Below are 23576 nucleotides of genomic sequence, written 5' to 3'. Positions count from 1 at the left end.
TTGTTGTATGGGCCAGAAACTCAAAATTGCGGGATGGGTGTCGGTAGGGGTCGTGGCGGGGGCGCTCACCACCGTATCGCTACAGACCGTGGCGCGCGGGGCGATGACCCCGCTGCCGCTGGAAGAAATCCAGCAGCTCTCGGCGGTGTTCGGCCTCGTGAAGACCGATTACGTCGAACCGGTGGATGACAAGAAGCTCATCACCGACGCCATCTCCGGCATGGTGTCGAGCCTCGACCCACATTCCCAGTATTTCGACAAGAAGTCCTTCAAGGAATTCCGCGAGGGCACCTCGGGCCGCTTTGTGGGCGTGGGCATCGAGATCACCCAGGAAGACGGGCTGATCAAGGTGGTGTCCCCCATCGAAGGTTCCCCCGCGTTTCGCGCTGGCCTCAAGACCAACGACCTGATCACCAAGATCGACGAAACCGCGGTCAAGGGCCTGTCGCTCAACGATGCCGTCAAGCGCATGCGCGGCGAGCCCAACACCAAGGTCACGCTCACCATCTTCCGCAAGGACGAGAACCGCTCGTTCCCCGTGACCATCACGCGCGAAGAGATCAAGACCCAGTCCGTCAAGGGCAAGGTGATCGAGCCCGGCTACGCCTGGATCCGCCTGTCGCAGTTCCAGGAACGCACTGTGGACGACTTTGTGCGCAAGGTGGAAGAGGTCTACAAGCAGGACCCCAACCTCAAAGGCTTGGTGCTCGATCTGCGCAATGACCCCGGTGGTCTGCTTGATGCAGCCGTTGCGGTGTCAGCTGCGTTCTTGCCCGCGAACGTGACCGTGGTCACCACCAACGGCCAGTTGCCAGACAGCAAGGCCACGTACAAAGCCTCGCCCGATTTCTATCAGCGCCGCGGTGGCGGTGACCCACTGCGACGCCTGCCGGCCTCGCTCAAGTCGGTGCCGCTGGTTGTGTTGGTCAATGAAGGCTCTGCCTCTGCCAGCGAGATCGTCGCGGGTGCGCTGCAAGACCACAAGCGTGCCACCATCATGGGTAGCCAGACCTTCGGCAAGGGATCGGTGCAAACCGTGCGCCCCCTGGGCCCAGACACCGGCATCAAGCTCACGACCGCGCGCTACTACACCCCGAGCGGCAAGTCCATCCAGGCCAAGGGCATCGTGCCCGACGTCATGATTGACGAGTCGGAAGAGGGCAACATCTTTGCCGCCCTGCGCATGCGCGAGGCCGACCTGGACAAGCACCTGGGCAGCGGCCAAGGCGAGGAAAAGAAGGATGAGGCCCGTGAAAAGGCTCGCGAGGACGCACGCAAGCGCATGGAAGACGAGGCCAAGAAGCCCGCTGCCGACCGCAAGCCGCCCGAGTTCGGAACCGACAAGGACTTCCAGCTGGTGCAGGCGCTCAATCAGCTCAAGGGCCGGTCGGTGCTAGTCAGCAAGACGCTGACCGAACGCAAGGAAGAAAAGAAAGAGAATTGAGCCCGCGCGCTCGATCTGCCAAAGCCGGATTCCAGCGGGATCCGGCTTTTTCCTTTTGTGTTGGTTGTTTTGTGCTTTGTTATTTGACTTGCCCCTGGCTTGAGACTCCCCATGACCGATGAACAGCTCCTGCGGTACTCCCGCCATATCCTGCTCGATGAGATGGGCATCGAAGGCCAGGAGCGCGTGCTGGCGTCCCACGCTGTGATCATCGGCGCCGGAGGTCTCGGTTCGCCGGCAGCGCTTTATCTCGCATCGGCGGGCGTGGGGCACATCACGCTGGTGGATGACGATGTGGTCGACCTCACCAACCTGCAGCGGCAGATCGCCCACACGACGGCCCGCGTGGGCCAACCCAAGGTGGCATCGGCCGCCGCTGCTATGGCTGCCATCAACCCTGATGTGCAGGTGACGGCGCTGCAGGCGCGGGCCGACGCCAGCCTGCTCGACACCTTGGTACGCGATGCCACGGTAGTGCTCGATTGCAGCGACAACTACGCCACGCGCCACGCTGTGAACGCGGCTTGCGTGAGGCATGGCAAGCCCCTGGTGGCGGGCGCAGTGATCCGCTTCGACGGCCAGATCACGGTGGTGGACCCGCGCGTTGCCAGCGCGCCGTGTTATGCCTGCATCTTTCCGCCGGACGCCGCGTTTGAAGAAGTGGCGTGTTCGACGATGGGCGTGTTCGCGCCGTTGGTCGGTGTGGTCGGCGCGGTGCAGGCGGCCGAGGCGCTCAAGCTGCTGGCGGGTGTGGGCCTGTCCTTGGCCCGCAGATTGCTCATGTTGGATGGACGCTCCATGGAGTGGAGCACCATGCATGTTCAGCGCGCACCCCAGTGCCCGGTGTGTGTTGCGCGGTAGGATTTCTCCTACGGTCCGCGCCCGCAGCCACTGGCACAATCGAGCGACCGCTGCCGTTAAAGTCTAAGCTCGACCAGCGTCATTTTGCTTCGGTCGTGTGATTGGACCCATCCTTGTGAAACTCCGCACCTATATCGTTGAAGACAACGCGACCATCCGCGAGAACCTGATTGGTACTCTGGAAGAGTTGGCGTCTGTGGAGGCGGTAGGAGTAGCAGAAACCGAAGACGAGGGGAAAACCTGGCTGCTTGGCAATAGCGGACAGTGGGATCTCGCCATCGTGGATCTGTTTTTGCGCCAAGGCAGTGGCCTGGGTGTACTGGCCGCCTGCCGCGACCGCCGACCCGGCCAGAAAATGGTCGTCCTCAGCAACTACGCGACACCCGACGTCCGCATGCGCTGCGCCCAGCTGGGTGTCGATGCCGTGTTCGACAAATCCAATGAAATCGATGCGCTGGTGGACTACTGCATCCATCACAGCAATCCATCGGGGTTGGACTCCAACAACCCCCCACTGCCGGCCCCAGGCCAGGCTGCGTGAGCCGCCGCAGCGTCGCTGCGGGTCCGGCTCTTTGTGGGTTTTTTCGCGCTCAGCCCGTTGCGGCCGTGGCGAGCGCAGAACCAATGACCCCGGACTGAGGCCATCGATCCATGTCAGTCGATCAGGCGGTTCTTGAGCGCGTAGTACGTGAGATCGCTGTTGGACGACAGGCTCATTTTCTCCATCAAACGCGTGCGGTAGGTGCTTACGGTCTTGACGCTGAGCGACAGGGCCTTGGCGATGTCGCCCGCCGTCTCGCCCTTGGCCAGCTTGAGGAACACCTGAAATTCACGCTCGGACAGTTGCTCATGCGGGGGCGCGTCGTCCTTGCGATTGAGCTGCTGCGCCAGCAATTCGGCCACAGCCGGCGTGAGGTAACGGCGGCCCAGCGCAATGGTGCGGATCGCTTCCACGATCTCCGAAGGCTCGCACTCCTTGTTCAGGTAGCCACTCGCGCCCTGGCGGATCAGATTGATCGCGTAGTGCTCTTCGGGGTAGCCGCTCAGAATCAAAATGCCCATGTCGGGCGCTTTGGCGCGCAGCATGGCCAGGGCGTCCAGGCCACTCTGTCCGGGCATCGACAGGTCCATCAGCAACACGTCGATTTCTTTGTTGCGCACAAGGTCGATGGCTTCGCGGCCGTTGCCTGCTTCGCCCTCAACCCGCAGATCCACATGCTCCGACAGGAACTGTCGCAGCCCGGAACGAACAATCGCGTGGTCATCCACAATGCCAATCTTGATCATCGATCTTTCTTTCGCAGGGCGGTGAGTCCGCTCCTGATGTTGTTGGTTGCAAAGGTTCCCCGGCCTGTCACAGCTGAATGCGATGTGACACTCGGGTCATCAGACATTATCCAGAATAACGCGTATGAGTCTTAAAGAAAACACCCGGATCTGGTTGCCCAAAGTCCGCAAGATGGCACTGAGCCTGCCCATGGCGCTGCTTGCGGCCATGGTTTTGGTGGGCATCAATGAAACGGGCCACATGCGTTCCCAGGATGCCGTGGAGCAGATGACGCATGGCCAGAACACGCGCAAGGCCGTCAATCTGCTGCTGCAAAGCATGCTGGACGCCGAGACCGGGCAACGCGGCTATCTGCTCACCGGCAACGAAGCGTATCTGGAGCCGTATGACAAGGCCGTGGCGACCGTGCAAACCAATTTGGACGGGCTGCGCGGGCTTTTCATGGACGCGCCGAGCGACATGCAGGAGTTTGCGCTGCTGTCGCGGCAAATCTCCCGCAAGCTCGCCGAGATGGAACTGAGCCTGCGCCTGCGCCGCCAGGGCAATGAAGACGCCTGGAAGTTCATCCTGCACACCGATGTGGGCAAGGAGCACATGGAGGCGATCCGCAAACACGCGCTGGAGCTGATTGCGCGCAGCGACAAGCACGTGCAGCTGGGCCAGGAGCAGATCGAGCAGTCGCTCATGCTGTCGCGCATCGGCATCGCGACCGTCACCGTCATCGGGCTGTTGGCGTTCTACATGTACCTGCGCCAGGCCCAGGCGCTGCAGGTGGTCAATCTGCGCGAGCAAGCGCTGCTCGAGCGCGAACGGGACCGCCTGGAGGGGCTGGTGAGGGACCGCACCGCCACGCTGTCCGAGCTGGCAAACCACTTGCAGCAGGTGCGCGAAGAAGAGCGCGGGCATCTGGCGCGCGAGCTGCACGATGAGCTGGGCGCGCTGCTCACGGCGGCGAAGCTGGACGTGGCGCGGCTCAAGTCGAAGATCGATCCTTCATTGACCGAGGTGACCGAGCGGCTCAAGCACCTGACCGAAACGCTTAACAGCGGGATCGCCCTCAAGCGCCGCATCATCGAGGACCTGCGGCCCTCGTCGCTGTCCAATCTGGGGCTTACGGCCGCCATCGAAATCCTTACCCGCGAATACGCCGAACGCGCCGGCATCGAGGTCGAGACCAGCCTCGAGTCCGTCGAGCTGCCCGACGCCTCGCAGCTCACCGTGTACCGCATGGTGCAAGAGGCTCTCACCAACATCGGCAAGTACGCCAAGGCCAGCAAGGTGCTGGTGTCCATACACAGCTACCCCACGCACGTGGCGGTGCAGGTGCGCGACGACGGGCTGGGTTTTGACCCCGCCACGGTGCGCCCCACATCGCACGGCCTGTCGGGAATGCGCCACCGCGTCGAATCCGCCGGCGGGCGTTTGTCGATCACCTCGCGCCCCGGCAGCGGCACTTTGGTTTCGGCCGTGATGCCGTTGGGGAAAAGCGCTTCGGAGTCCGCGGAGACGCCGGCCCTGCCGGGCTGAGCGCTGGCGGTTCGATCCGCTCCCGGACAGGCGAGGGGTAGACGGATCGACACAGAATAGGGCGCGGTGGTCCCTGCTTGTCTCGCGAGCAATGCCCGCTTTGGCAAGGCGCCTTGTTCCACTCCGGTCCGCAGCCGCGCCGCTGCTTAGATCGACTTCACATGCTGCGCGCAGGCTCCCTGCCGCGGGGATATCCCCCACTCGCTTTAACAGTTTCGGCTTGGATTGCGCCTGTCCAAAAACCGCTGCGCGGTCACGCGGTTGCTAAGCGTTTTTCGCAGCGCCTCGTCCTACACGGGGCGCGCTGCACGGCCGACAAGGCCGCGCGCCAAGGACCGGCATCCTCGAAGCGGCAGGCTCACTACAGTGACCCCAGGCGCTGAAGTTCTTTCGGCCATCCATCCGGCCGGCATGCCGGCCCCCTCACAGGAGAAGGAAATGTTGCATTACGCAGTTGTGTTTCTGGTGATCGCACTGATCGCTGCCCTCTTCGGCTTTGGCGGTATCGCTGCCGGCGCTGTGGGCATTGCCAAGATTCTGTTCTTTGTTTTCGTGATCATGGCCATCGTCACCTTTGTCCTTGGTCTGCTCAGGAAGGGCTGACGCCAAGCGTTGGACAACCCGCATACCGCAACACCCTCATTCAAGGAGTTCCCCCAAATGACCATTCAGACCGCCACCGACAAAGTTGCCGACAGCGCACGCCACCTTGCTGACGACGTTCTGCAAAGCGCACAAGACGCAGTGCAGTCCACTCGCAATGCCGCCAACGCCTCGCTTGAAAAAGCAGAAGAAGGTGTTCGCACCCTGCGCAGCCAGGCAGATCCGGTGATTGACGATCTGGCCGCACGTGCCCAGGAACTCGCCGCCCGCAGCATCGACTACTGCGCCGAGACCAGCGCCAAGGCCCGCCAAAAGCTCAATGAAGCCGCCGAAGCCACGAACAAGTACGTGGCCGAGCAGCCTACCAAGTCGCTGGTGATTGCAGCAGCATCGGGCGCTGCGCTGGCTGCGTTGCTGATGATGGCTTCGCGCCGTCGCCAACCGCACCACGCTGCGTACTAAATCCCAGGTTCGGTGGCATGCTGGCACGGCCGATTCGCCACCTCCATAAAACCAACAACCCGAACCCTACAGTCCGCCGGTCGCGGAGGGTGCAACAGACCGGCAGATTGCAACTACCAGCACCCGCGTTCCAACCCATCTCGAAAAAGGAAAACACCATGAAATACGCACGTGCCCTCGCTTTTGCAGCTGTTGCTGGCATCACCATCGTGACGGCCACCGGCTGCTCGGTTGCCCGCGAACAACAGACCATGGGCTCCTATGTGGACGACGCCGGCATCACCACCGCCGTGAAGGCCAAGATGGCCGAAGACAAGTCCGTGTCTGCCACCTCCATCAGCGTGGAAACGCTGAACGGCACGGTGCAGCTGTCCGGCTTTGCCAAGTCGCAAAACGAAAAGAACCAGGCTGAAGCCATTGCACGCAACACCAAGAACGTGCGTGAAGTGCGCAACAGCATCGTCGTGCGCCCTTAATGGCATGGCGTAGATCAGGCTGATAGTGGCTCGCACCGCTGCCAGCCAGATCGCAGAGCAGGCTCCAGGACTCAACGCCTGGAGCCTTTCTTTTTTGCTCTGGTGAGTGCAATTGCCGTGTAACGGCTCTCTGCCTTTGCGCTTCACCTGCCACGTGGGTATAAGCTCGGCTCCATGCGTGTATTCAATTGCGACCACTGCGGTCATCTGGTGTTTTTTGACAGCGTGCAGTGCCTGCACTGCGGCAGCACGCTGGCCTTTCTGCCCGACGATCTCACCATGGCTGCGCTGGCCCCCGCGCCGCAGGACGGCCCGGGCCTGTGGCGCCGGATGGGCGCGCGCAACAGCGGGCAGTACAGCGGGCGCCTGTACCGCATGTGCCACAACCACACCTACTACCAAGCCTGCAACTTCGCCATACCGGCCAATGACCATGCGGGGCTGTGCGCATCTTGCCGCCAGACCCGCGTGCTGCCCGATCTGTCGGAATCCGCCAACCTGCGGCGCTGGAAGCAGATCGAGGCCGCCAAGCGCCAGCTGTTCTACACCCTCGCGCGGCTGGGCCTGGAGCGGGTGCACGGCCGCAGCGGGCCTTTCTTTGAATTTCTGGCGGACCTGCCGGGTGGCCCGACCATCCTGACCGGGCACGTGGGCGGCACCATCACCCTCAACATTGCCGAGGCGGACGACGATGAGCGCGCGCGGCGGCGCATTGCCCTGGGCGAGCCCTACCGCACGCTGATTGGCCACCTGCGGCACGAGTCCGGCCATTTCTACTGGGACAAGCTGGTGCGCGACGGCGGCCGCACCGATGCGTTTCGCCAGGTGTTTGGCGACGAGAGCCAGGACTACTCGGCCGCACTCGACGCCCACTACGCCCGCGGCTCGGAGCTGGGCGACTGGTCCGAGCGCCACGTGAGCGCCTATGCCGCCGCCCACCCGTGGGAAGACTGGGCCGAAACCTGGGCGCACTATCTGCATCTGGTCGACCTGCTCGAAACCGCTGCCAGCTACCAGGCCAGCGTGACGGTGCCCGATCCCGAGGGCGCCGTTCGCCACCATGTCACCGACCCCTTTGCCGACCCGCGGCCGGGCTTTTTGGAGATGGTCCGCCAGTGGGTGCCACTGACCCTGATGCTCAACAGCCTGAACCGCAGCCTGGGCCAGGACGACGCGTACCCGTTCGCGCTCTCGCCCGGTGCCATGGTCAAGCTGCGCTTTGTGCACGAGCTGGTGCAGGACCAGGCGCCACAGGGCCAGGCGCAGGCCGTGCCGATCGCCGAAGCCTGAGCGGCCCGCGCGCCCGTTGTTTTGCAGCTGTTGCCGCCAACATGACGACGACCCCTTCCCACACACCCACCGTTCCCCAGCTCGTGCTGATCCCCGGCCTGGCCGCCGATGCCACCATGTGGCAGGCCCAGTTGCCGGCCATGCCTGCTGCGCTGCAGCCCGTGGTGGCCACCGCGCAGGCGCGGCCCGGCGCACTGCGCATTGAAGACATGGCGGCGCTGGTCTTGGCCGAATATGCGGGGCCGTTGCTGCTGTGCGGCGCGTCCATGGGCGGGATGATTGCGATGGAAGCCGCGCGCCAGGCACCCGAGCGCGTAGCGGGCCTTGCGCTGCTCGGCACCACCGCCCGGCCAGAGACGCCGGACATGCGCGCGCTGCGCGAGGCGGCGATGGAGCTTTTCAAGCAAGGCAAGCTGCGCGAGGTGATCGAGCCGAACGTGGCCTTTGCGTTCCACCCCGCCAATGCGGCGCGGCCTGCGCTGGTGCAGGCCTACCTGGACTTCGTGCTGGGCGCTGGCGCCGAGCAGCTGGTGCGCCAGAACCGCGCGGTGATCCACCGCCCCGATGCGCGTGTGCACCTGCCGCAGGTGGCGTGTCCCACCCTCGTGGTGTGTGGAGCCGCCGACCAGCTCACGCCGCCCGAGTGCTCGGCAGAGATCGCCGCGCTGATTCCGGGTGCCAGCTACACCGTGCTGGACGACTGCGGCCACATGCTCACCATGGAGCAGCCCGAGGCGGTCAACCAACTGCTGCTGCGGTGGCTGGCGCAGGGCGGTTGGGCACCAAAATCTGAATAAAAACAGGCTCCAGCGCTTTATCCATAAGCACTTTGTGCTATCAAATTTGTAGTGTTCAGAACTCCAGATTGTCGATGAGCCGCGTGCTGCCAAGGCGGGCCGCGCCCAGCGCCACCAGGGTCCCAGGCCCGTCTTGCACCTCAGGCGGCTGCAGGTTGTCGCGGCGGCGCACGGTCAGGTAATCAGGTTGCCAGCCGCGTGCGCGCAGGGCTTCCACGGCCTGCAGTTCCGGCGCAGCGCGCTCACCGGGCGCCGACCCTGCCCACTGCCGGGCAAGCTGGCGCAGCGCTTCAGACAGCGCCACAGCCTCCTGCCGCTCTTCGGGGGTCAGATAGCCATTGCGCGAGCTCAGCGCCAGCCCATCCGCGGCGCGGCTGGTTTCACCGGCGACGATGTCGATGGGCAACGCAAACTGCCGCACCATCTGGCGAATCACCATGAGCTGCTGGTAGTCCTTCTTGCCAAACACCGCCGTGCCGCCGGTCTGGCCCAGCACGCAGGCAAAGAGCTTCATCACCACCGTGCTCACGCCAATAAAAAAGCCGGGCCGAAAGTGGCCCTCCAGCATGTCGGCAAGCAGCGGGTCGGGGTGCACCTTGAAAGCCTGGGGCTCCGGGTACAGGTCGTTCTCGCGCGGTGCAAACAACACGTCGCAACCAGCGGCCTGCAGCTGGGCGCAGTCGGCCTCCCAGGTGCGCGGGTAGCTGTCGAAGTCCTCATGTGGCAAGAACTGCAGGCGGTTTACAAAAATGCTGGCCACGGTCACGTCGCCCAGGGGCTTGGCCTGCCGCACCAGCGCCAGATGGCCCTCGTGCAGGTTGCCCATGGTGGGCACAAAGGCAGGGCGGCGGTGCGGGGCCAGGGCCTGGCGCAGGTCGGCGATGGAGCGGGCGATGATCATCGGGAGTCGGAAGGGTTGGGCAAGAAATAGAGAGGACGGCAGCGCGGGTGGGGTGCGGCGGGGGCGCTACCAGGCGTGCACGGCGTTGACCGGAAACTGCCCCTGCTTCACCGCCTGCACATAGGCTTCCATGGCGCCGCGCACACTACCCGCGTCCTGCATGAAGTTGTGCACGAACTTTGGGTTCTTGCCCAGGTTCACGCCCAGCATGTCGTGCAGCACGAGCACCTGGCCGGCGGTGCCGTTGCCAGCGCCAATGCCGATGGTGTGACAGTGCGGCAGCTCGGCCGTGATGTCGGCGGCCAGGGTTGCGGGCACCATCTCGAGCACCAGCATGGCGGCGCCCGCGTTTTGCAGCTCATGGGCCTCCTTGCGCAGCGTGCGGGCCGCGTCGTCGGTCTTGCCCTGCACGCGGTAGCCGCCCAGTGCGTGCACCGTTTGCGGCGTCAGGCCCAGGTGGGCACACACGGGCACACCGCGCTGCACCAAGAATTCGACCGTGGCCGCGGTCCAGCCCCCGCCTTCGAGCTTGACCATGTGCGCGCCCGCCTGCATCAACACGCAGGCGCTGCGCAGGGCCTGCTCGCGGCTTTCGGCATAGGTGCCGTAGGGCAGGTCGGCCACCAGCCAAGCGGTGGCCTGCACGCGGTGCAGCCCACGCGCCACGCTGGCCGTGTGGTAGGCCATGGTGTCCAGGCTCACCCCCACTGTGCTGGGCAGACCTTGGCAAACCATGCCCAGCGAGTCGCCCACCAGGATGCACTCCACGCCCGCCGCGTCGGCCACGGCCGCAAAGGTCGCGTCGTAAGCGGTCAGCATGGTGATCTTCTCACCCGCGTCGCGCATCTGCGCCAGGCGCGGCAGGCTGACCGGGCGGCGCTGGGGCAGGGGCGATGCCGGCGGCAGCGTGCCGTAGGGCGTGGCAGAGACAGGGCTGTTGGCAGTCATGGAGCTCCCAGGGGCAAAAAATTGCCGCGAGTCTATGCGACCAATAATGGGTGTACTTAGGAATGGCCTGCATAACTCCCTGCGGTCTGTGACAGCGCGGCCTCGGGCGGTCTGCTGCGTTGCTTTTCTTGCCAATAGCCGGGCTATTGGCTGCAAAAAGGCGCCTTGCAGCCCCTCCCGATCCGCACTATCACCGCCTCGCGAGGGTTATGCAGGCCATCCCAAGGGGTTTGGCGCACGGCCGCCGGGCTGCGGCCGCAGCACCGGTGGCTATTGCGTTCCCGGTATGCTCGCGCCCCATGACGATTTCGAACCCTAAGCCCAGCGACAACGATGTGGCGGCCCTGGCGCAGGCCGACGTGGCCCGCGCGCTGGCCGAAGACGTGGGCGGTGGCGACCTGACCGCCGGCCTGATCGACCCCGCCCGCCGCGCCCACGCCCGCATCCTTGCGCGCGAATCCGCCGTGATCTGCGGCGCCCCCTGGGCCGACGCCGCATTGCGCGCGCTGGACCCCAGCGTGCAGATCACCTGGCATGTGGCCGAAGGCCAGCGCTGCGCGCCGGACCAGGTGGTGCTGGAGCTCGAAGGCAACGCCCGCGCGCTGCTGTCGGCCGAGCGCACGGCGCTTAATTTCTTGCAGCTGCTGTCGGCAGTGGCCACCAAGACCCGCACGTATGTGGACGTGGTGGCCGGCACCCGGGCACACATCGTGGACACGCGCAAGACCCTGCCCGGCCTGCGCCTGGCGCAGAAATACGCGGTGCGCGTGGGCGGCGGCACCAACCACCGCATCGGGCTGCACGACGCCGTGCTCATCAAAGAGAACCACATCGCTGCGGCCGGCGGTGTGACTGCCGTGCTGCGCGCCGCCGGTCAGATGGCCGCGCAGGCGAAGTTCATCGAGATCGAAGTGGAAACGCTGGACCAGCTTCACGAGGCGCTGGAGGCCGGTGCCAAGATGGTGCTGCTGGACAACATGCCCCTGCCCACACTGCGCGAGGCCGTGCGCATCAACGCCGGCCGTGCGGTGCTGGAGATCTCGGGCGGCGTCACGCTCGACGGCCTGCGCGCGTTGGCTGAAACCGGCGTGGACCGCATCTCCATCGGCACACTGACCAAGGACGTCAAGGCCACCGATTTCTCTATGCGCCTGCAGGAGCTGTCATGACCACCACGTCCGTCTTGAACCGCATCGATGTCGAGTATGAGCAGCCGCTCCAGGCGCAGGAAGGCCCCGTCTGCGCCACCAAACACGCCTGGGCGCGCGTGCCGCCCGAGCCGTCTCAATCGGAGCGCGCCGCGATCAAGGACCGCATCCGCCGCCTGCTCAAGGAAAAGAACGCGGTCATGGTCTCGCACTATTACGTGCACCCTGACCTGCAGGACCTGGCCGAAGAAACCGGCGGCATCGTGAGCGACTCGCTCGAGATGGCGCGTTTTGGCCGCGACCATGTGGCGCAGACGCTGGTGGTCAGCGGCGTGCGCTTCATGGGCGAGACGGCCAAAATTCTGAGCCCCGAAAAGACGGTGCTGATGCCTGATCTGGATGCCACCTGCTCGCTGGACCTCGGTTGCCCGGTGCAGGAGTTCAGCGCGTTCTGCGACGCGCACCCCGACCGCACCGTGGTGGTCTACGCCAACACCAGCGCGGCCGTGAAGGCGCGGGCGGACTGGCTCGTCACATCGAGCTGCGCGCTCGACATCGTCAGTGCCTTGAAGGCCGCTGGACAAAAGATCCTGTGGGCGCCCGACCGCCACCTGGGTGCCTACATCGAGCAGCAAACGGGCGCCGACATGGTGTTCTGGAACGGCGCCTGCATCGTGCACGACGAGTTCAAGGCCTTTGAGCTTGAAGCGCTCAAACAGCAGCACCCGCACGCCAAGGTGCTGGTGCACCCCGAAAGCCCTGCGGACGTGATCGCCCTGGCCGACGCCGTGGGCTCCACCAGCGCGATCCTCAAGGCCGCGCGCGAGCTGGACGCCAGTGAATTCATCGTGGCCACCGACAACGGCATGATGCACAAGCTGCGCACGCTCAACCCCGGCAAGACGTTTTACGAAGCGCCCACGGCCGGCAACAGCGCCACCTGCAAGAGCTGCGCGCATTGCCCCTGGATGGCGATGAATGGCCTGGCCGACGTGGCACGTGTGCTGGAGACCGGCGCCAACGCCATCCACGTGGACGCTGCCCTGATCCCGCGCGCGCGCCAGCCCATCGATCGCATGCTGGCGTTTACCGCGGCGCTGAAGAACGGGCAGCCCACGTCGGCGCTGGTGCCGCACCTGGGCGCCGTATAGAGCGGCTAACAAAACTCTTCTGGCGTCGTTGCTGCATCTTGTTGTACTACTCGTACTGCCTGCGATGCAGCGCCTAGCCAGAACCGCTTCGCTGAGTTTTGTTAGCCGCTCTGAGCTCGGTGAACGGCATCCTTTGCTACCATTTGTACCGCTACCGGCGCCGACCGTGACCCGCCACCGGGCCCTGTTTTGACCACCACTTCCCGCATCGACTTCACCCAGCCGCAAGACCCCGCGGCCCCGCGCCTGCGCCACGCCTTCCGTGCGCCGCGCAGGGTGCTGGCGGCTGCCACGGCGGGCGAGGTGCGCAAGGTGCTCGACGCCGTGCACGGCGCGGCCGCGCGCGGCCAGTGGTGCGTGGGCTATGTGCGCTACGAGGCCGCAGCCGCCTTCGATGCCGCGCTGCAGACCCATGGCGTGGCGGGCGCCGGGGGGGCAGAGCCCCTGGCCTGGTTTGCGGTGTACGACGAACCCGAGCCCTGGCCCGCCGACGACAGCGCGCCGCCCGCCCAGGTCACGTGGCAGGACACCCTCAGCCGCAGCGACTTCGACAGCGCCATGGCCCACATTCAGCAGGCCATCGGTGCTGGCGAGCTCTACCAGGTCAACTACACCGCGCCCCTGCACGGCACGCTGCAAGGCAGCGCCAGCGGCCTGTTCGCCGCGCTGCAGCGGGCGCAGCCGGGCGGTTATGCCGCCCACATCGATACCGGCGGCGACCAGGTGCTGTCCGTCTCGCCCGAATTGTTTTTTGACTGGTGCGATGCGCCCGACGGTGGCGCCATTTTGGCCCGCCCCATGAAGGGCACAGCGCCGCGCGGTGCCACCCCCGAGGCCGATGCTGCGGTGGAGGCGCGGCTGCGCGCGTCGGCCAAGGAGCGGGCCGAGAACGTGATGATCGTGGACCTGCTGCGCAACGACCTCTCGCGCATTGCCGTGCCGCACAGCGTGCGCGTGCCGGCGCTGTTTGCCACCGAAGCGCTGCCCACGGTGTGGCAGATGACGTCCGATGTGGTGGCCCGCACGCGCCCCGGGACCACGCTCACCGATGTGTTTGCGGCGCTGTTCCCCTGCGGCTCCGTCACGGGAGCGCCCAAGGTGCGGGCGATGCAGATGATCCACGCGCTGGAGCCCGCGCCGCGCGGCGTGTACTGCGGTGCCGTGGGCGTGGTGCGGCCCGCGGGCGCTGCAGGGGCGGATGGCCGGTACGCGGTGGCCGCGACATTCAATGTGCCGATCCGAACCGTGGTGGTGCACGCCGCCGCAAAGGGCGCCGATGCGGCTGCTGAAGCCCTGCCAGCCGCAGAGCGGGGCGAGCACAGCGTGAGCTGCGGGATCGGCAGCGGCATCACGTCTGGTGCGCAGGTGGATGCGGAATGGGCGGAGTGGCGGCACAAGCGGGCGTTCCTTGAGCGCGCCAGCGCGCCCTTCGAGATCCTGGAAACCCTGGCCTTGAACCACGGCAAGTTTCAGCACGCGGGCCCCCACGTGCAGCGCATGAGCGAGGCGGCCGAACATTTTGGATTTCCGTGCCGTGTGCACGGGGTGCGGCAGGAGCTGCAGATTGCGGCGCTCCAGCACCTGGACGGCGACTGGCGCGTGCGCCTGCTGCTGGCCTCAGATGGCAGCGCCCGCGTTGAGGCCTTTGCGCTGCTGCCCACCGCAGAGCCGGTGCGCCTGCAACTGGCCAGCAGTCCTTTCCTGGCCGCGCACAGCGAGTTTGTGCGCTACAAGACCACGCGGCGCGACCACTACGCGGCGTTTGCGCCCAAGGCGGCCGGTGTGTTCGACACGGTGTTGTGGAACGAGGCCGGCGAGATCACCGAAACCACCTTCGGCAATATCGCTGCGCTGCTCGACGGCCGCTGGATCACCCCACCGCTGGCCTGCGGCCTGCTGCCCGGCGTGGGCCGCGCTGCAGTCCTGGCCGAAGGCCGTGTGGTGGAGGATGTGCTGCGCCTGGAGGACGTGCCCCGCGTGCAGGGCTGGGCCTTCATCAATAGCCTGCGCGGCTGGCTGGAGGCGGAGCTGGTGGCGGCGCCCGGCTGAAGCTGCGGGCCGCAAACGGCGGGGCTGCCACGGAGCGCTGCGGCACCGAAAGCCGCGGCACCACAACGCGACAGAGTCGCCGGCGTGCCGTTCGCGCACAAGCCCTTGAACTCATTTGCTATTGTTTTAATAGCTATAAACGCTTGATATACAAGCGCTAGAGCCTATTTTTCTTTGATTTTTTCCCTCTAGCCGCCCTCCGCGGCGGCCCGGGGCTTACAGCCGTTCTTTGGCGTACGAGCCGCGGTCCATGTCCACCACTTCCACGCTCAGCTGCACCATCACACCCTGGGGGCGCGGCGTGCGTTCGCGCAACACGGCGGCGATGCGCTGCGACAGGTCCTTCTTGGCTTCGGGCGTGCGGCCCGACAGCAGGCGCAGTTGCGCGTGCACAAAGCCGCGGTGGGCCGGGGCGGTGCCGATCTCGAAGCTGTCGGCCACGACGAAGCGGGTCTTCAGGTCCGCCTCGTCTTGCACTTCGGGGTGGGCGCACAGGGCCGTGTTGAGCTCGGTCAGGGTTTCGGCCTCCGGAAAGTGGGGCAGGTTGGCGGAGTATTCGACGACGAGGTGGGGCATGGTGGTTCGGTTCCGGTCCGTTCAAAGGGGTACGCGCCCGGTTTACACGGTGGTTTGTGGGCGCGTTCAGTCCAGCCCACCAGTTTAAGGGGCTGTTAAGACTCGCGGCGCAGCATGGGCCCGCCGCGCTGTGCCTCGTGTTTTCCGCGAGACACAGCCGCCGGACCCGGCCAAGATTTTGGTTGCTGGGCGGCAGGCGGCGTGTTCAGAATCCGGGTGTCCCCGCCCTCGGCGGGGATTGCGCTGCTGGCTGGCCTTGTGCCGGTGCCGCGCCCAGACGTCCTTGCCGGCCCCGCCGGGCCAGGAGGTGCTGGTGTGCGGCACCGGGGCAATGCGGCGGCAGCAACCCATCCCTGTTGTTTTCAATAAAACCATGACATACCAAACATTGATCCGACACACCGCAGTGGCTGCCCTCGCGCTGTGCGCTGTCACCTGGGCCAGCGCTGAGGGCGCCAAACCCCATTGGGAATACAAGGGCAAGCACGGTGCTGCCCACTGGGGCGAGCTTGAGGCCGGCTTCGAAGCCTGCGCCCGCGGTGCGGCGCAAAGCCCTATCGACATCCGCAAGACCGTGAAGGAAGCCCTGCCTGCGCTGGAGTTCCAGTACGCAGCGGGTGCCCCCACGCTGGTGAACAACGGCCACACGGTGCAGGTCAACATGCCCGCCGGCAGCAAGCTGGTGGTCGACGGCAAGCCGATGGAGTTGCTGCAGTTCCACTTCCACACCCCCAGCGAAGAAGCCATTGGCGGCAAGCGCGCGGCCATGGTGGCGCACTTCGTGCACAAGAGCGCCGAGGGCGGCCTCGGTGTCGTGGCCGTGCTGATCCAGCCGGGCAAGACCAACGCGGCCTGGGCCCCCATCTTTGCGCACCTGCCGCGCGTGGGTGAACAGGTGACGGTGGATGGCCTGAGCCTGGACGCCAGCACCCTGCTGCCCGCCAGCAAGGGCTACTACAGCTTTGATGGCTCGCTCACCACGCCACCCTGCTCCGAAGGCGTGAAGTGGATGGTGCTCAAGGAACCCGTCAAGCTCAGCGCCGCGCAGATCAAGTCGTTCCGCCAGATGTACAGCGCCAACGCACGGCCACTGCAGCAACTGCATGGCCGCGTGGTCAAGGAAAGCACGTGAACGGAAACACCCCCTGAGGCGCTGCCGCGCCTTCACCCCTCTCTCGACCCGCTGCGCGAGTCGGGACGGGGACGCTCCCGGTGCACGCAAGCGAAGCGCCGCATACGCGGCTTGGCGGCCCTTGCACGGGAGCACTGGCTTCGGCCGCGTCGTTTCATGCGCAGCGCCCAGGGCGTTGAAACCTCAGAACCTGTTCAATGTCTTTTTGGAGTCGCACAAGTACCTTGCCGGGATGGGATGCAAGGCGCGGTGCGCAGTGGATAGCACGGCTATCCACAAGCGCCGCAACGCCGCAGACCGCCCGGCAAGGCACTTGCCCGAAGGGTTGGAGTGAAATCGGGCGATTGGACGCCCCGGCTGCTTGCATGGGCACGAGCCCATGCGGCGCATCCGAAGCATCCACTCGTTCCGATTGCACTCCAATGCGATCTCCAACAAGACTTTGAACAGGTTCTCAGGCCTGTGCTGTCGCTGTGCACTCCGCGGCGTATCGGTGCAGCGCCTGCAGCAACTGGTCGACATCGTCTTCGGTGTGTGCCGCCGACAGCGCAATGCGCAGCCGGGCCGTGCCCACTGGCACGGTCGGAGGACGAATCGCCGGTACCCACAGGCCGCTTTGGCGCAGGCTTTCCATCAGGGCCAGCGCGGCCTCATTGCTGCCAACCACCAGCGCCTGCACGGCGGTGTGTGAGGGCAGCAGCTGCCAGCCCTGCGCACCCGGTGCCGCACCCAGCAGCGTGGCCAGGCCCGTGCGCAACTGGGCGATGCGCTGGCGCAGGTGTTCGCGCCGGTCGTCGGCCGCGGCCATCAGCACCAGGCTCTGGCGCAGCGCTGCAGCCAGCAGCGGCGGCGCGGCTGTGGCGAAGATGTAGGTGCGCGTTTTCTGCAGCAGCCATTCGATGAGCGTGGCGTTGCCAGCCACAAAAGCGCCGGCCACGCCCGCAGCCTTGCCCAGCGTGGCCATATAGAGCACGCGGCGCGATGCGGCGGTGCCGGTCAGGCCCGTGTGCGCCAGGCTGCCGCGCCCTTGGGGGCCGAGCACGCCAAACCCGTGGGCATCGTCCAGCAGCAGCAGCGCGTCGTAGCGCTCGCACAGCGCCAGCAGCGCCGGGATGTCGATCAGATCGCCGTCCATGCTGAACACTGCATCGCTCACCACCAGCTTGCGCCGCGCGGGGCTGGCGGCGAGCAGCGCCTCCAGTGCCACCAGGTCGGCATGGGGATAGCGGTGGATGGTGGCGCGCGACAGGCGTGCGCCGTCGATCAGGCAGGCGTGGTTGAGCGCATCGGAAAACAGCGCGTCGCCCGCACCCACCAGCGCGGGGATGATGCCGGTGTTGGTGGCGTAGCCCGCATAAAAGTACAGCGCCCGGGGCAGCTGCACGTAGGCGGCCAGCTCGTGCTCCAGCGCATCGTTGGCGGCGCTGTGCCCGCTGACCAGGGGCGATCCGCCCGAGCCCACGCCAAAGGTGTGCGTGGCTTCGCGCGCAGCCTCGGCCAGCGCAGGGTGGCTGGCCAGGCCCAGGTAGTCGTTGCTGCAAAACGCGAGCATCTGCTGGCCGTCCACCATCAGCCGCGCACCGCCGCCGGGCTGCACGACACGCCGGCGGCGCAGCAGGTGGGCTTGCTCGATGTCGGCGAGCTGCGCGGGGATTTCGTCCAACCACGACGTGGCCGAGGAGGGCGCCGTCACAGCCAGGCCCCCGGGAGTTCAAACACCAGGCTGCGCGCGTCGGGCAGCTCCTGGTGCGGTACGTCGGCCAGCAGTGGTGCGCCCAGGCGGGCACGCAGGTAGGCGATGTTTTCGTCGGCGGCCTCCATCTCGGGGTCCACACGGTTGGCTACCCAGCCGGCCAGTGTGAGGCCGCGCGCGCGGATGGCTTCGGCCGTGAGCAGCGCATGGCTGAGGCAGCCCAGGCGCAGGCCCACGACCAGCACCACGGGGAGCGCCAGGGCCTGCGCCAGGTCGGCGCCGGTCTGCGTGTCGGTCAGCGGCACATGAAATCCGCCCGCGCCTTCGACCACCACCGCGTCGGCGGCAGCCGCCAGCGCCTGGTAGCTGCGCACGATGGCTGCGATATCGATCTGCACCCCGGCCCGCTCGGCCGCGATATGCGGTGAGAGCGCGTCGAGCAGCAGCACCGGGTTGTCCAGCTCGGGCGGCACCGCCAGGGTGGAGGCCGAGCGCAGCGCGATCGCGTCTTCGCTCGCCCAGTCCTCGCCCCAGGGCACCACGCCCGCCGCCACGGGCTTCATGCCAACCACGCGGCGGTGGTGCGGCGCCAGGGCGTGCAGCAAGCCGGTGGACACCAGCGTCTTGCCGACGCCTGTGTCGGTGCCGGTGACAAAACATCCAATCATGGGTTCTCCTCGTGCAGAGTGGCGTTCAGCGCGTCGAGCGCACCGCTGGCAAGGCACTGCACGGCCTCTTCATCCAGCGCATAGGGTGGCATGGCGTACAACGTATTTCCAATAGGCCGCAGCACCAGCCCACGCGCCATGGCGTGCTGGTGGTAGCGGCGTGCAAAGTCGGGGGCTGCCGTATCAATGTCCCAGGCCCAGATCATCCCCAGACGGCGCGCATGGCGCACGCGCGGATGGTGGGTGAGAGGCGCACAGGCGGCGTCGAGGCGCAGGGCCAGGGTCGCGTTGGCGTTCAGGGCATCGAGCTCGTCGAACAGTTCCAACGTGGCCAGCGCCGCGCGGCAGGCCAGGGGGTTGCCGGTGTACGAGTGCGAATGCAGAAAGCCCCGCGCCACATCGTCGTCGTAGAACGCGGCGTACACCCCATCGGTGGTCAGCACGGCCGACAGGGGCAGCGTGCCGCCCGTGAGGCCTTTGGACAGACAAATGAAATCCGGGCGGATGCCCGCCTGCTGGTGCGCAAACATGGTGCCCGTGCGGCCAAAGCCCACCGCGATCTCGTCCACCACCAGGTGCACCTCGTAGCGGCTGCACAGCGCGCGCGCCAGGCGCAGGTATTCGGGGCTGTGCATCGCCATGCCGGCGGCGCACTGCACCAGCGGCTCGACGATGAAGGCGGCGGTGGTTTCGTGGTGTTCTGCCAGCCAGATTTCCAGCGCGGCAATGGCGCGCCGCGCCACATCGTCAGCGTTCTCACCGGCAGCGGCGCCGCGTGCATCGGGGCTGGGCACGGTGTCGGCCAGGCGCACCAGCGGGGCATAGGCCTCGCGGAAGATCGCGATGTCGGTCACGGCCAGCGCGCCCACCGTCTCGCCGTGGTAGCCCCCGGCCAGGCCCACAAAGCGGCTCTTGGCGGGGCGCCCCATGTTGCGCCAGTAGTGCGCGCTCATCTTCAGCGCGATCTCGGTGGCCGCCGCGCCGTCGCTGCCGTAGAACGCATGGCCCAGGCCGGTGAGCGCAGCCAGGCGCTCCGACAGCTCCACCACCGGCGCATGCGTGAAGCCTGCGAGCATCACGTGGTCGAGCTTGCCCAGTTGGTCCACCAGCGCGGCCTGGATGTGCGGGTGGCTGTGGCCAAACAGGTTGACCCACCAGGAGCTGATGCCGTCCAGGTAGCGCCGGCCATCGGTGCCATAAAGCCAAGGGCCTTGCGCGCGGGCGATGGCCACGGGCGGCTGGGCTTCGTGCCGCTTCATCTGCGTGCAGGGGTGCCAGACGCTGGCGAGGCTGCGGGCCGCGAGCCCGTCGTGCGTGGGCTGCATGTTCAGACCACTTGGGTGGGCACGGCGTGGCGCAGTTCGGTCTGGCGGTTGTGCTCGTCCACAAACACCAGCTGGGGCTGGTGGGTGGGCACCTGGTCCTCGTGTACCTGGGCGAAGGCCGCAATGATGATGAGGTCGCCAGCGGAGGCACGGCGCGCGGCCGAGCCGTTGACCGAGATCATCCCGCTGCCGCGCTGGCCCTTGATGGCGTAGGTGACAAATCGCTCGCCGTTGTTGATGTTCCAGATGTGGATCTGCTCGTTTTCGGCAATGTTGGCCGCGGCTAGCAGGTCCTCGTCGATGGCGCAGGAGCCCTCGTAGTGCAGCTCGCACTGGGTCACGGCGACGCGGTGGATCTTGGATTTGAGCAGGGTACGGAACATCGGGCTTCCTGGGTGAAGTCTTGGAATCTGGGAGGGTGGGCTGCCGACGGGCAGGGAGCGCAGTGCCCTTCAGGCAGGCGTGAAGTCCAGCGTGCAGCTGTCGCCGAGCGCATCGCGCCACACCCGAACCCGGCTGACGCGCGGCTGCAGGTCGGCGGGCAGGGCCTGGGCGATAAAAACACACAGGTTCTCCAGCGTGGGTGTACCCAGGCCGGGCACGTCGTCGAGCATGTGGTGGTCCAGCTGCTCGCGCACCACCTCCAGCCCTCGGCGCAGCAGACCCAGGTCCAGCACCATGCCGGTGGCGGGGTCGCGCGGGCCACTCAGGGATACCTCGGCGTGGTAGGTGTGGCCGTGCACGCGGCGGCTGCCTTCGGCCTCGATCTCGCGGCGCAGGGTGTGGGCGGCGTCGAAGAAGAAGCGCTGGGAAATGGTGAACAACATACGGTGATTTGAAAGGGCTTAGAGAGGCAAATAAAGCTCAGCGAAGCGGCCCTGGCTAGGCGTTCCGCCGTAGGCAGTACGAGTAGTACGACAAGGCGGGACAACGACGCCAGGGGAGTTTTATTGGCCTCTCCTACCGGATGCCGGTGAGCTTGTGGGTCTGTAGGCTCAGGCGCCACGCGGGGTTGGCCAAACAGGCGTCGATGCAGGCGGCAGTGTTCTGGCGCTGCAGCAGGCCATCCATGGGTTGCAAAAAGCGGTGGCCGAACTGCGTGTCACGCTCCAATGCCCGCAGGTCGAACCCGGGCTGGGGCCACACGAGCTTGAGCTCCTGCCCGCTGCGCTGCACGAACGGCGCGCCGGCCTTGGGGCTGATGCACAGCCAGTCGATGCCCTCGGGTGCCTGCACGGTGCCGTTGCTTTCCACGGCAATGCGGAACTGCTGCGCGTGGAGCGCGTCGATGAGCGCTGCATCCACCTGCAGCAGGGGCTCGCCGCCGGTCAGCACCACCAGGCGGTGGGCCGCGCCGGTGGGCCACTGCGCTGCGATGGTGTCGGCCAGCCGCGTGGCGGTATCGAATTTGCCGCCCAGCGTGCCGTCGGTGCCGACGAAGTCGGTGTCGCAGAACTGGCAGACGGCCTGCGCGCGGTCCTGCTCGCGGCCCGTCCAGAGGTTGCAGCCCGCAAAGCGGCAGAACACGGCGGGCGTGCCCGCCTGGCCGCCTTCGCCCTGCAGGGTGTAGAAAATTTCCTTGACGCTGTAGGTCATGGCCGCAGGCTCGGTTTGTCTGCGGTGCGCCTGGCTAACGGCGGTACGAGGATGGTGGGCGCAGCGGGCGCGGCCAGCTCGGGGTAGTCGCGGCTGAAGTGCAGGCCCCGGCTTTCGCGGCGCATCTGTGCGCTCTGCACGATGAGGTCCGCCACCTGCACCAGGTTGCGCAGCTCCAGCAGGTCGCGCGTGACGTGAAAGTGCGCGTAGAACTCGTTGATCTCGCCCTGCAGCGTGGCGATGCGGTGCGCGGCGCGCTCCAGGCGCTTGTTGGTGCGCACGATGCCCACGTAGTCCCACATGAAGCGGCGCAGCTCGTCCCAGTTGTGCGAGATGACCACGCACTCGTCGGCGTCGGTCACGCGGCTGTCGTCCCAGGCGGGCAGGGCGGGCAGCTCGGCCGCGGGCGCTGCGGCAATGGCCTGGGCCGCGGCGCGCGCGAACACCATGCATTCGAGCAGCGAATTGCTGGCCAGCCGGTTGGCGCCGTGCAGGCCGGTGCAGGCCACTTCGCCCACGGCGTGCAGGCCCGGCAGGTCGGTGCGGCCGGCCAGGTCGGTCAGCACGCCGCCGCAGGTGAAGTGTGCGGTGGGCACCACGGGGATAGGCTCTTTGGTGATGTCGATGCCCAGCGACGCGCAGTGCGCGAGGATGTTGGGGAAGTGTTCCTGCAAAAACGCCGGGCTCTGGTGCGAGATATCGAGGTGCACGCAGTCCAGGCCATGTTTCTTCATCTCAAAGTCGATGGCGCGGGCCACCACGTCGCGCGGGGCCAGCTCGGCGCGCGGGTCGTGGTCCAGCATGAAGCGCGTGCCGCCCGCCGAAGGGGGTAGCAGCAGCCTTCCGCCTTCGCCCCGCACCGCCTCGCTGATGAGGAAGGACTTTTCGTGCGGGTGGTACAGCCCCGTGGGGTGGAACTGGATGAACTCCATGTTCGCCACGCGGCAGCCCGCGCGCCAGGCGGCGGCAATGCCGTCGCCCGTGGCGGTGTCGGGGTTGGTGGTGTACAGGTACACCTTGCCTGCGCCACCCGTGGCCAGGATGGTCTGCGGCGCGCGGAATGTCACAACGGAATCGGTGTCGCTGTCCAGCGCATACAGGCCAAGACACCGGTGACCGGGCAGGCCGAGCTTGCGCGTGGTGATCAGGTCCACCAGCGTGTGGTGCTCGAACACCGTGATGCCGGGCGTGGCGCGCACCACCTCGATCAGCGTGCGCTGCACGGCCGCGCCGGTGGCATCGGTCACGTGCGCGATGCGCCGCGCGCTGTGGCCGCCTTCGCGCGTCAGGTGCAGCTGGTCGCCTTCGAGCGTGAAGGGCACGCCCAGCTCGCGCAGCCAGGCGATCGATGCGGGGGCGTTCTCCACCACGAAGCGCGTGGTGGCCAGGTCGCACAGGCCGGCGCCTGCGACCAGCGTGTCTTCGATGTGCGCCGCAAAGCTGTCATCATCGGCCAGCACGGCCGCAATGCCGCCCTGCGCCCAGCCGCTGGAGCCATCCTGCAGCGCGCGCTTGGTGATCACCGCCACGCGGTGCGTGGGGGCCAGGTGCAGCGCGGCCGAAAGGCCGGCAAGGCCGCTGCCTACGATGAGGACGTCGAAGTCGTGGGATGCCATGGCGTTGCGATGGGGAGAAGAGGGA

At 66.6% G+C, this 23576-nt stretch carries 24 protein-coding genes; 13 read left to right on the top strand and 11 right to left on the bottom strand.

The genetic code is table 11. The features are described from left to right. Nucleotides 1-7: 7 nt before the first annotated feature. The 3 genes from ACSQ3Q_RS19020 (at nucleotide 8) to ACSQ3Q_RS19010 (ending at nucleotide 2846) form a co-directional block, all read left to right on the top strand. Complete coding sequence (locus ACSQ3Q_RS19020) at nucleotides 8-1444, top strand: S41 family peptidase (protein ID WP_436135892.1); 1437 nt, start codon at nucleotides 8-10, stop codon at nucleotides 1442-1444. Nucleotides 1445-1555: 111 nt separating this feature from the next. Then, nucleotides 1556-2305 carry a HesA/MoeB/ThiF family protein gene (locus ACSQ3Q_RS19015; protein WP_436135891.1) on the top strand — a complete coding sequence of 250 codons (750 nt, stop codon included), beginning with the start codon at nucleotides 1556-1558 and terminating at the stop codon, nucleotides 2303-2305. A 115-nt stretch (nucleotides 2306-2420) separates the two neighbouring features. Next, nucleotides 2421-2846, top strand: a complete 426-nt coding sequence (locus ACSQ3Q_RS19010) for a response regulator (protein ID WP_436135890.1) — start codon at nucleotides 2421-2423, stop codon at nucleotides 2844-2846. Between the two features lie 113 nt (nucleotides 2847-2959). On the opposite strand, the gene ACSQ3Q_RS19005 is transcribed toward ACSQ3Q_RS19010, so the two are convergent. Further along, the gene (locus ACSQ3Q_RS19005) at nucleotides 2960-3592 is read right to left on the bottom strand and encodes a response regulator (protein ID WP_008903433.1); all 633 of its coding nucleotides are present in this window, start codon (nucleotides 3590-3592) and stop codon (nucleotides 2960-2962) included. Between the two features lie 124 nt (nucleotides 3593-3716). On the opposite strand from ACSQ3Q_RS19005, the gene ACSQ3Q_RS19000 reads away from it, so the two are divergent. From ACSQ3Q_RS19000 to ACSQ3Q_RS18975, 6 genes are all read left to right on the top strand, one after another. Then, nucleotides 3717-5120: a sensor histidine kinase gene (locus ACSQ3Q_RS19000; RefSeq protein WP_436135889.1), complete on the top strand. Its 1404-nt coding sequence runs from the start codon at nucleotides 3717-3719 to the stop codon at nucleotides 5118-5120. A gap of 438 nt (nucleotides 5121-5558) precedes the next feature. Beyond that, a complete protein-coding gene (locus tag ACSQ3Q_RS18995; protein WP_142143873.1) occupies nucleotides 5559-5723 on the top strand; it encodes a DUF1328 domain-containing protein in 165 nt (54 codons plus the stop codon). A 57-nt stretch (nucleotides 5724-5780) separates the two neighbouring features. Beyond that, entirely contained in the window at nucleotides 5781-6185 is a 405-nt protein-coding gene (locus tag ACSQ3Q_RS18990) for a hypothetical protein (RefSeq protein WP_436135888.1), read from the top strand. Nucleotides 6186-6343: 158 nt separating this feature from the next. Then, nucleotides 6344-6661 carry a BON domain-containing protein gene (locus tag ACSQ3Q_RS18985; protein ID WP_436135887.1) on the top strand — a complete coding sequence of 106 codons (318 nt, stop codon included), beginning with the start codon at nucleotides 6344-6346 and terminating at the stop codon, nucleotides 6659-6661. A 174-nt stretch (nucleotides 6662-6835) separates the two neighbouring features. After that, entirely contained in the window at nucleotides 6836-7951 is a 1116-nt protein-coding gene (locus tag ACSQ3Q_RS18980) for a zinc-binding metallopeptidase family protein (protein WP_436135886.1), read from the top strand. 41 nt (nucleotides 7952-7992) lie between these two features. Further along, entirely contained in the window at nucleotides 7993-8748 is a 756-nt protein-coding gene (locus ACSQ3Q_RS18975) for an alpha/beta fold hydrolase (protein ID WP_436135885.1), read from the top strand. Between the two features lie 55 nt (nucleotides 8749-8803). Here ACSQ3Q_RS18975 and panC read toward each other — a convergent pair whose 3' ends face one another. Together panC and panB are read right to left on the bottom strand one after the other, a co-directional pair. After that, the gene (gene panC / locus ACSQ3Q_RS18970; protein WP_436135884.1) at nucleotides 8804-9649 is read right to left on the bottom strand and encodes a pantoate--beta-alanine ligase; all 846 of its coding nucleotides are present in this window, start codon (nucleotides 9647-9649) and stop codon (nucleotides 8804-8806) included. 66 nt (nucleotides 9650-9715) lie between these two features. Beyond that, nucleotides 9716-10597: a 3-methyl-2-oxobutanoate hydroxymethyltransferase gene (gene panB, locus ACSQ3Q_RS18965; RefSeq protein WP_436135883.1), complete on the bottom strand. Its 882-nt coding sequence runs from the start codon at nucleotides 10595-10597 to the stop codon at nucleotides 9716-9718. Nucleotides 10598-10896: 299 nt separating this feature from the next. Here panB and nadC point away from each other — a divergent pair, with 299 nt between their 5' ends. From nadC to ACSQ3Q_RS18950, 3 genes are all read left to right on the top strand, one after another. Further along, the gene (gene nadC / locus ACSQ3Q_RS18960; RefSeq protein ID WP_436135882.1) at nucleotides 10897-11766 is read left to right on the top strand and encodes a carboxylating nicotinate-nucleotide diphosphorylase; all 870 of its coding nucleotides are present in this window, start codon (nucleotides 10897-10899) and stop codon (nucleotides 11764-11766) included. Continuing rightward, a complete protein-coding gene (gene nadA / locus ACSQ3Q_RS18955) occupies nucleotides 11763-12896 on the top strand; it encodes a quinolinate synthase NadA (RefSeq protein ID WP_436135881.1) in 1134 nt (377 codons plus the stop codon). Before nadC ends, nadA begins: the two co-directional genes overlap by 4 nt. Nucleotides 12897-13085: 189 nt before the next feature. Then, complete coding sequence (locus ACSQ3Q_RS18950; RefSeq protein ID WP_436135880.1) at nucleotides 13086-14945, top strand: chorismate-binding protein; 1860 nt, start codon at nucleotides 13086-13088, stop codon at nucleotides 14943-14945. A 216-nt stretch (nucleotides 14946-15161) separates the two neighbouring features. Here ACSQ3Q_RS18950 and ACSQ3Q_RS18945 read toward each other — a convergent pair whose 3' ends face one another. Then, nucleotides 15162-15521 carry a 5-carboxymethyl-2-hydroxymuconate Delta-isomerase gene (locus ACSQ3Q_RS18945; RefSeq protein WP_436135879.1) on the bottom strand — a complete coding sequence of 120 codons (360 nt, stop codon included), beginning with the start codon at nucleotides 15519-15521 and terminating at the stop codon, nucleotides 15162-15164. A gap of 373 nt (nucleotides 15522-15894) precedes the next feature. On the opposite strand from ACSQ3Q_RS18945, the gene ACSQ3Q_RS18940 reads away from it, so the two are divergent. Further along, complete coding sequence (locus ACSQ3Q_RS18940; protein ID WP_436135878.1) at nucleotides 15895-16653, top strand: carbonic anhydrase; 759 nt, start codon at nucleotides 15895-15897, stop codon at nucleotides 16651-16653. Between the two features lie 454 nt (nucleotides 16654-17107). Here ACSQ3Q_RS18940 and bioF read toward each other — a convergent pair whose 3' ends face one another. From bioF to nadB, 7 genes are all read right to left on the bottom strand, one after another. Beyond that, the gene (gene bioF, locus ACSQ3Q_RS18935) at nucleotides 17108-18346 is read right to left on the bottom strand and encodes an 8-amino-7-oxononanoate synthase (protein ID WP_436135877.1); all 1239 of its coding nucleotides are present in this window, start codon (nucleotides 18344-18346) and stop codon (nucleotides 17108-17110) included. Further along, the gene (bioD, locus tag ACSQ3Q_RS18930) at nucleotides 18343-19014 is read right to left on the bottom strand and encodes a dethiobiotin synthase (protein WP_436135876.1); all 672 of its coding nucleotides are present in this window, start codon (nucleotides 19012-19014) and stop codon (nucleotides 18343-18345) included. The genes bioF and bioD overlap by 4 nt, the downstream gene beginning before the upstream one ends. Then, a complete protein-coding gene (bioA, locus tag ACSQ3Q_RS18925) occupies nucleotides 19011-20339 on the bottom strand; it encodes an adenosylmethionine--8-amino-7-oxononanoate transaminase (protein ID WP_436135875.1) in 1329 nt (442 codons plus the stop codon). Before bioA ends, bioD begins: the two co-directional genes overlap by 4 nt. A 2-nt stretch (nucleotides 20340-20341) precedes the next feature. Continuing rightward, complete coding sequence (gene panD / locus ACSQ3Q_RS18920) at nucleotides 20342-20722, bottom strand: aspartate 1-decarboxylase (RefSeq protein ID WP_436135874.1); 381 nt, start codon at nucleotides 20720-20722, stop codon at nucleotides 20342-20344. A 69-nt stretch (nucleotides 20723-20791) separates the two neighbouring features. Continuing rightward, nucleotides 20792-21166 (bottom strand): 6-carboxytetrahydropterin synthase, encoded by a 375-nt coding sequence (locus tag ACSQ3Q_RS18915; protein ID WP_436135873.1) that lies wholly within the window; start codon nucleotides 21164-21166, stop codon nucleotides 20792-20794. 133 nt (nucleotides 21167-21299) lie between these two features. Next, on the bottom strand, nucleotides 21300-21935 hold the full coding sequence (gene queE / locus ACSQ3Q_RS18910; RefSeq protein WP_436135872.1) for a 7-carboxy-7-deazaguanine synthase: 636 nt from the start codon (nucleotides 21933-21935) through the stop codon (nucleotides 21300-21302). Beyond that, on the bottom strand, nucleotides 21932-23551 hold the full coding sequence (gene nadB / locus ACSQ3Q_RS18905) for an L-aspartate oxidase (protein WP_436135871.1): 1620 nt from the start codon (nucleotides 23549-23551) through the stop codon (nucleotides 21932-21934). Before nadB ends, queE begins: the two co-directional genes overlap by 4 nt. Nucleotides 23552-23576 lie beyond the last annotated feature (25 nt).

Origin of the sequence: Acidovorax sp. LjRoot129, assembly GCF_964253765.1 — a bacterium.
Lineage (GTDB): Bacteria > Pseudomonadota > Gammaproteobacteria > Burkholderiales > Burkholderiaceae_C > Acidovorax.
This window is presented reverse-complemented; position numbering and strand designations above follow the sequence as displayed.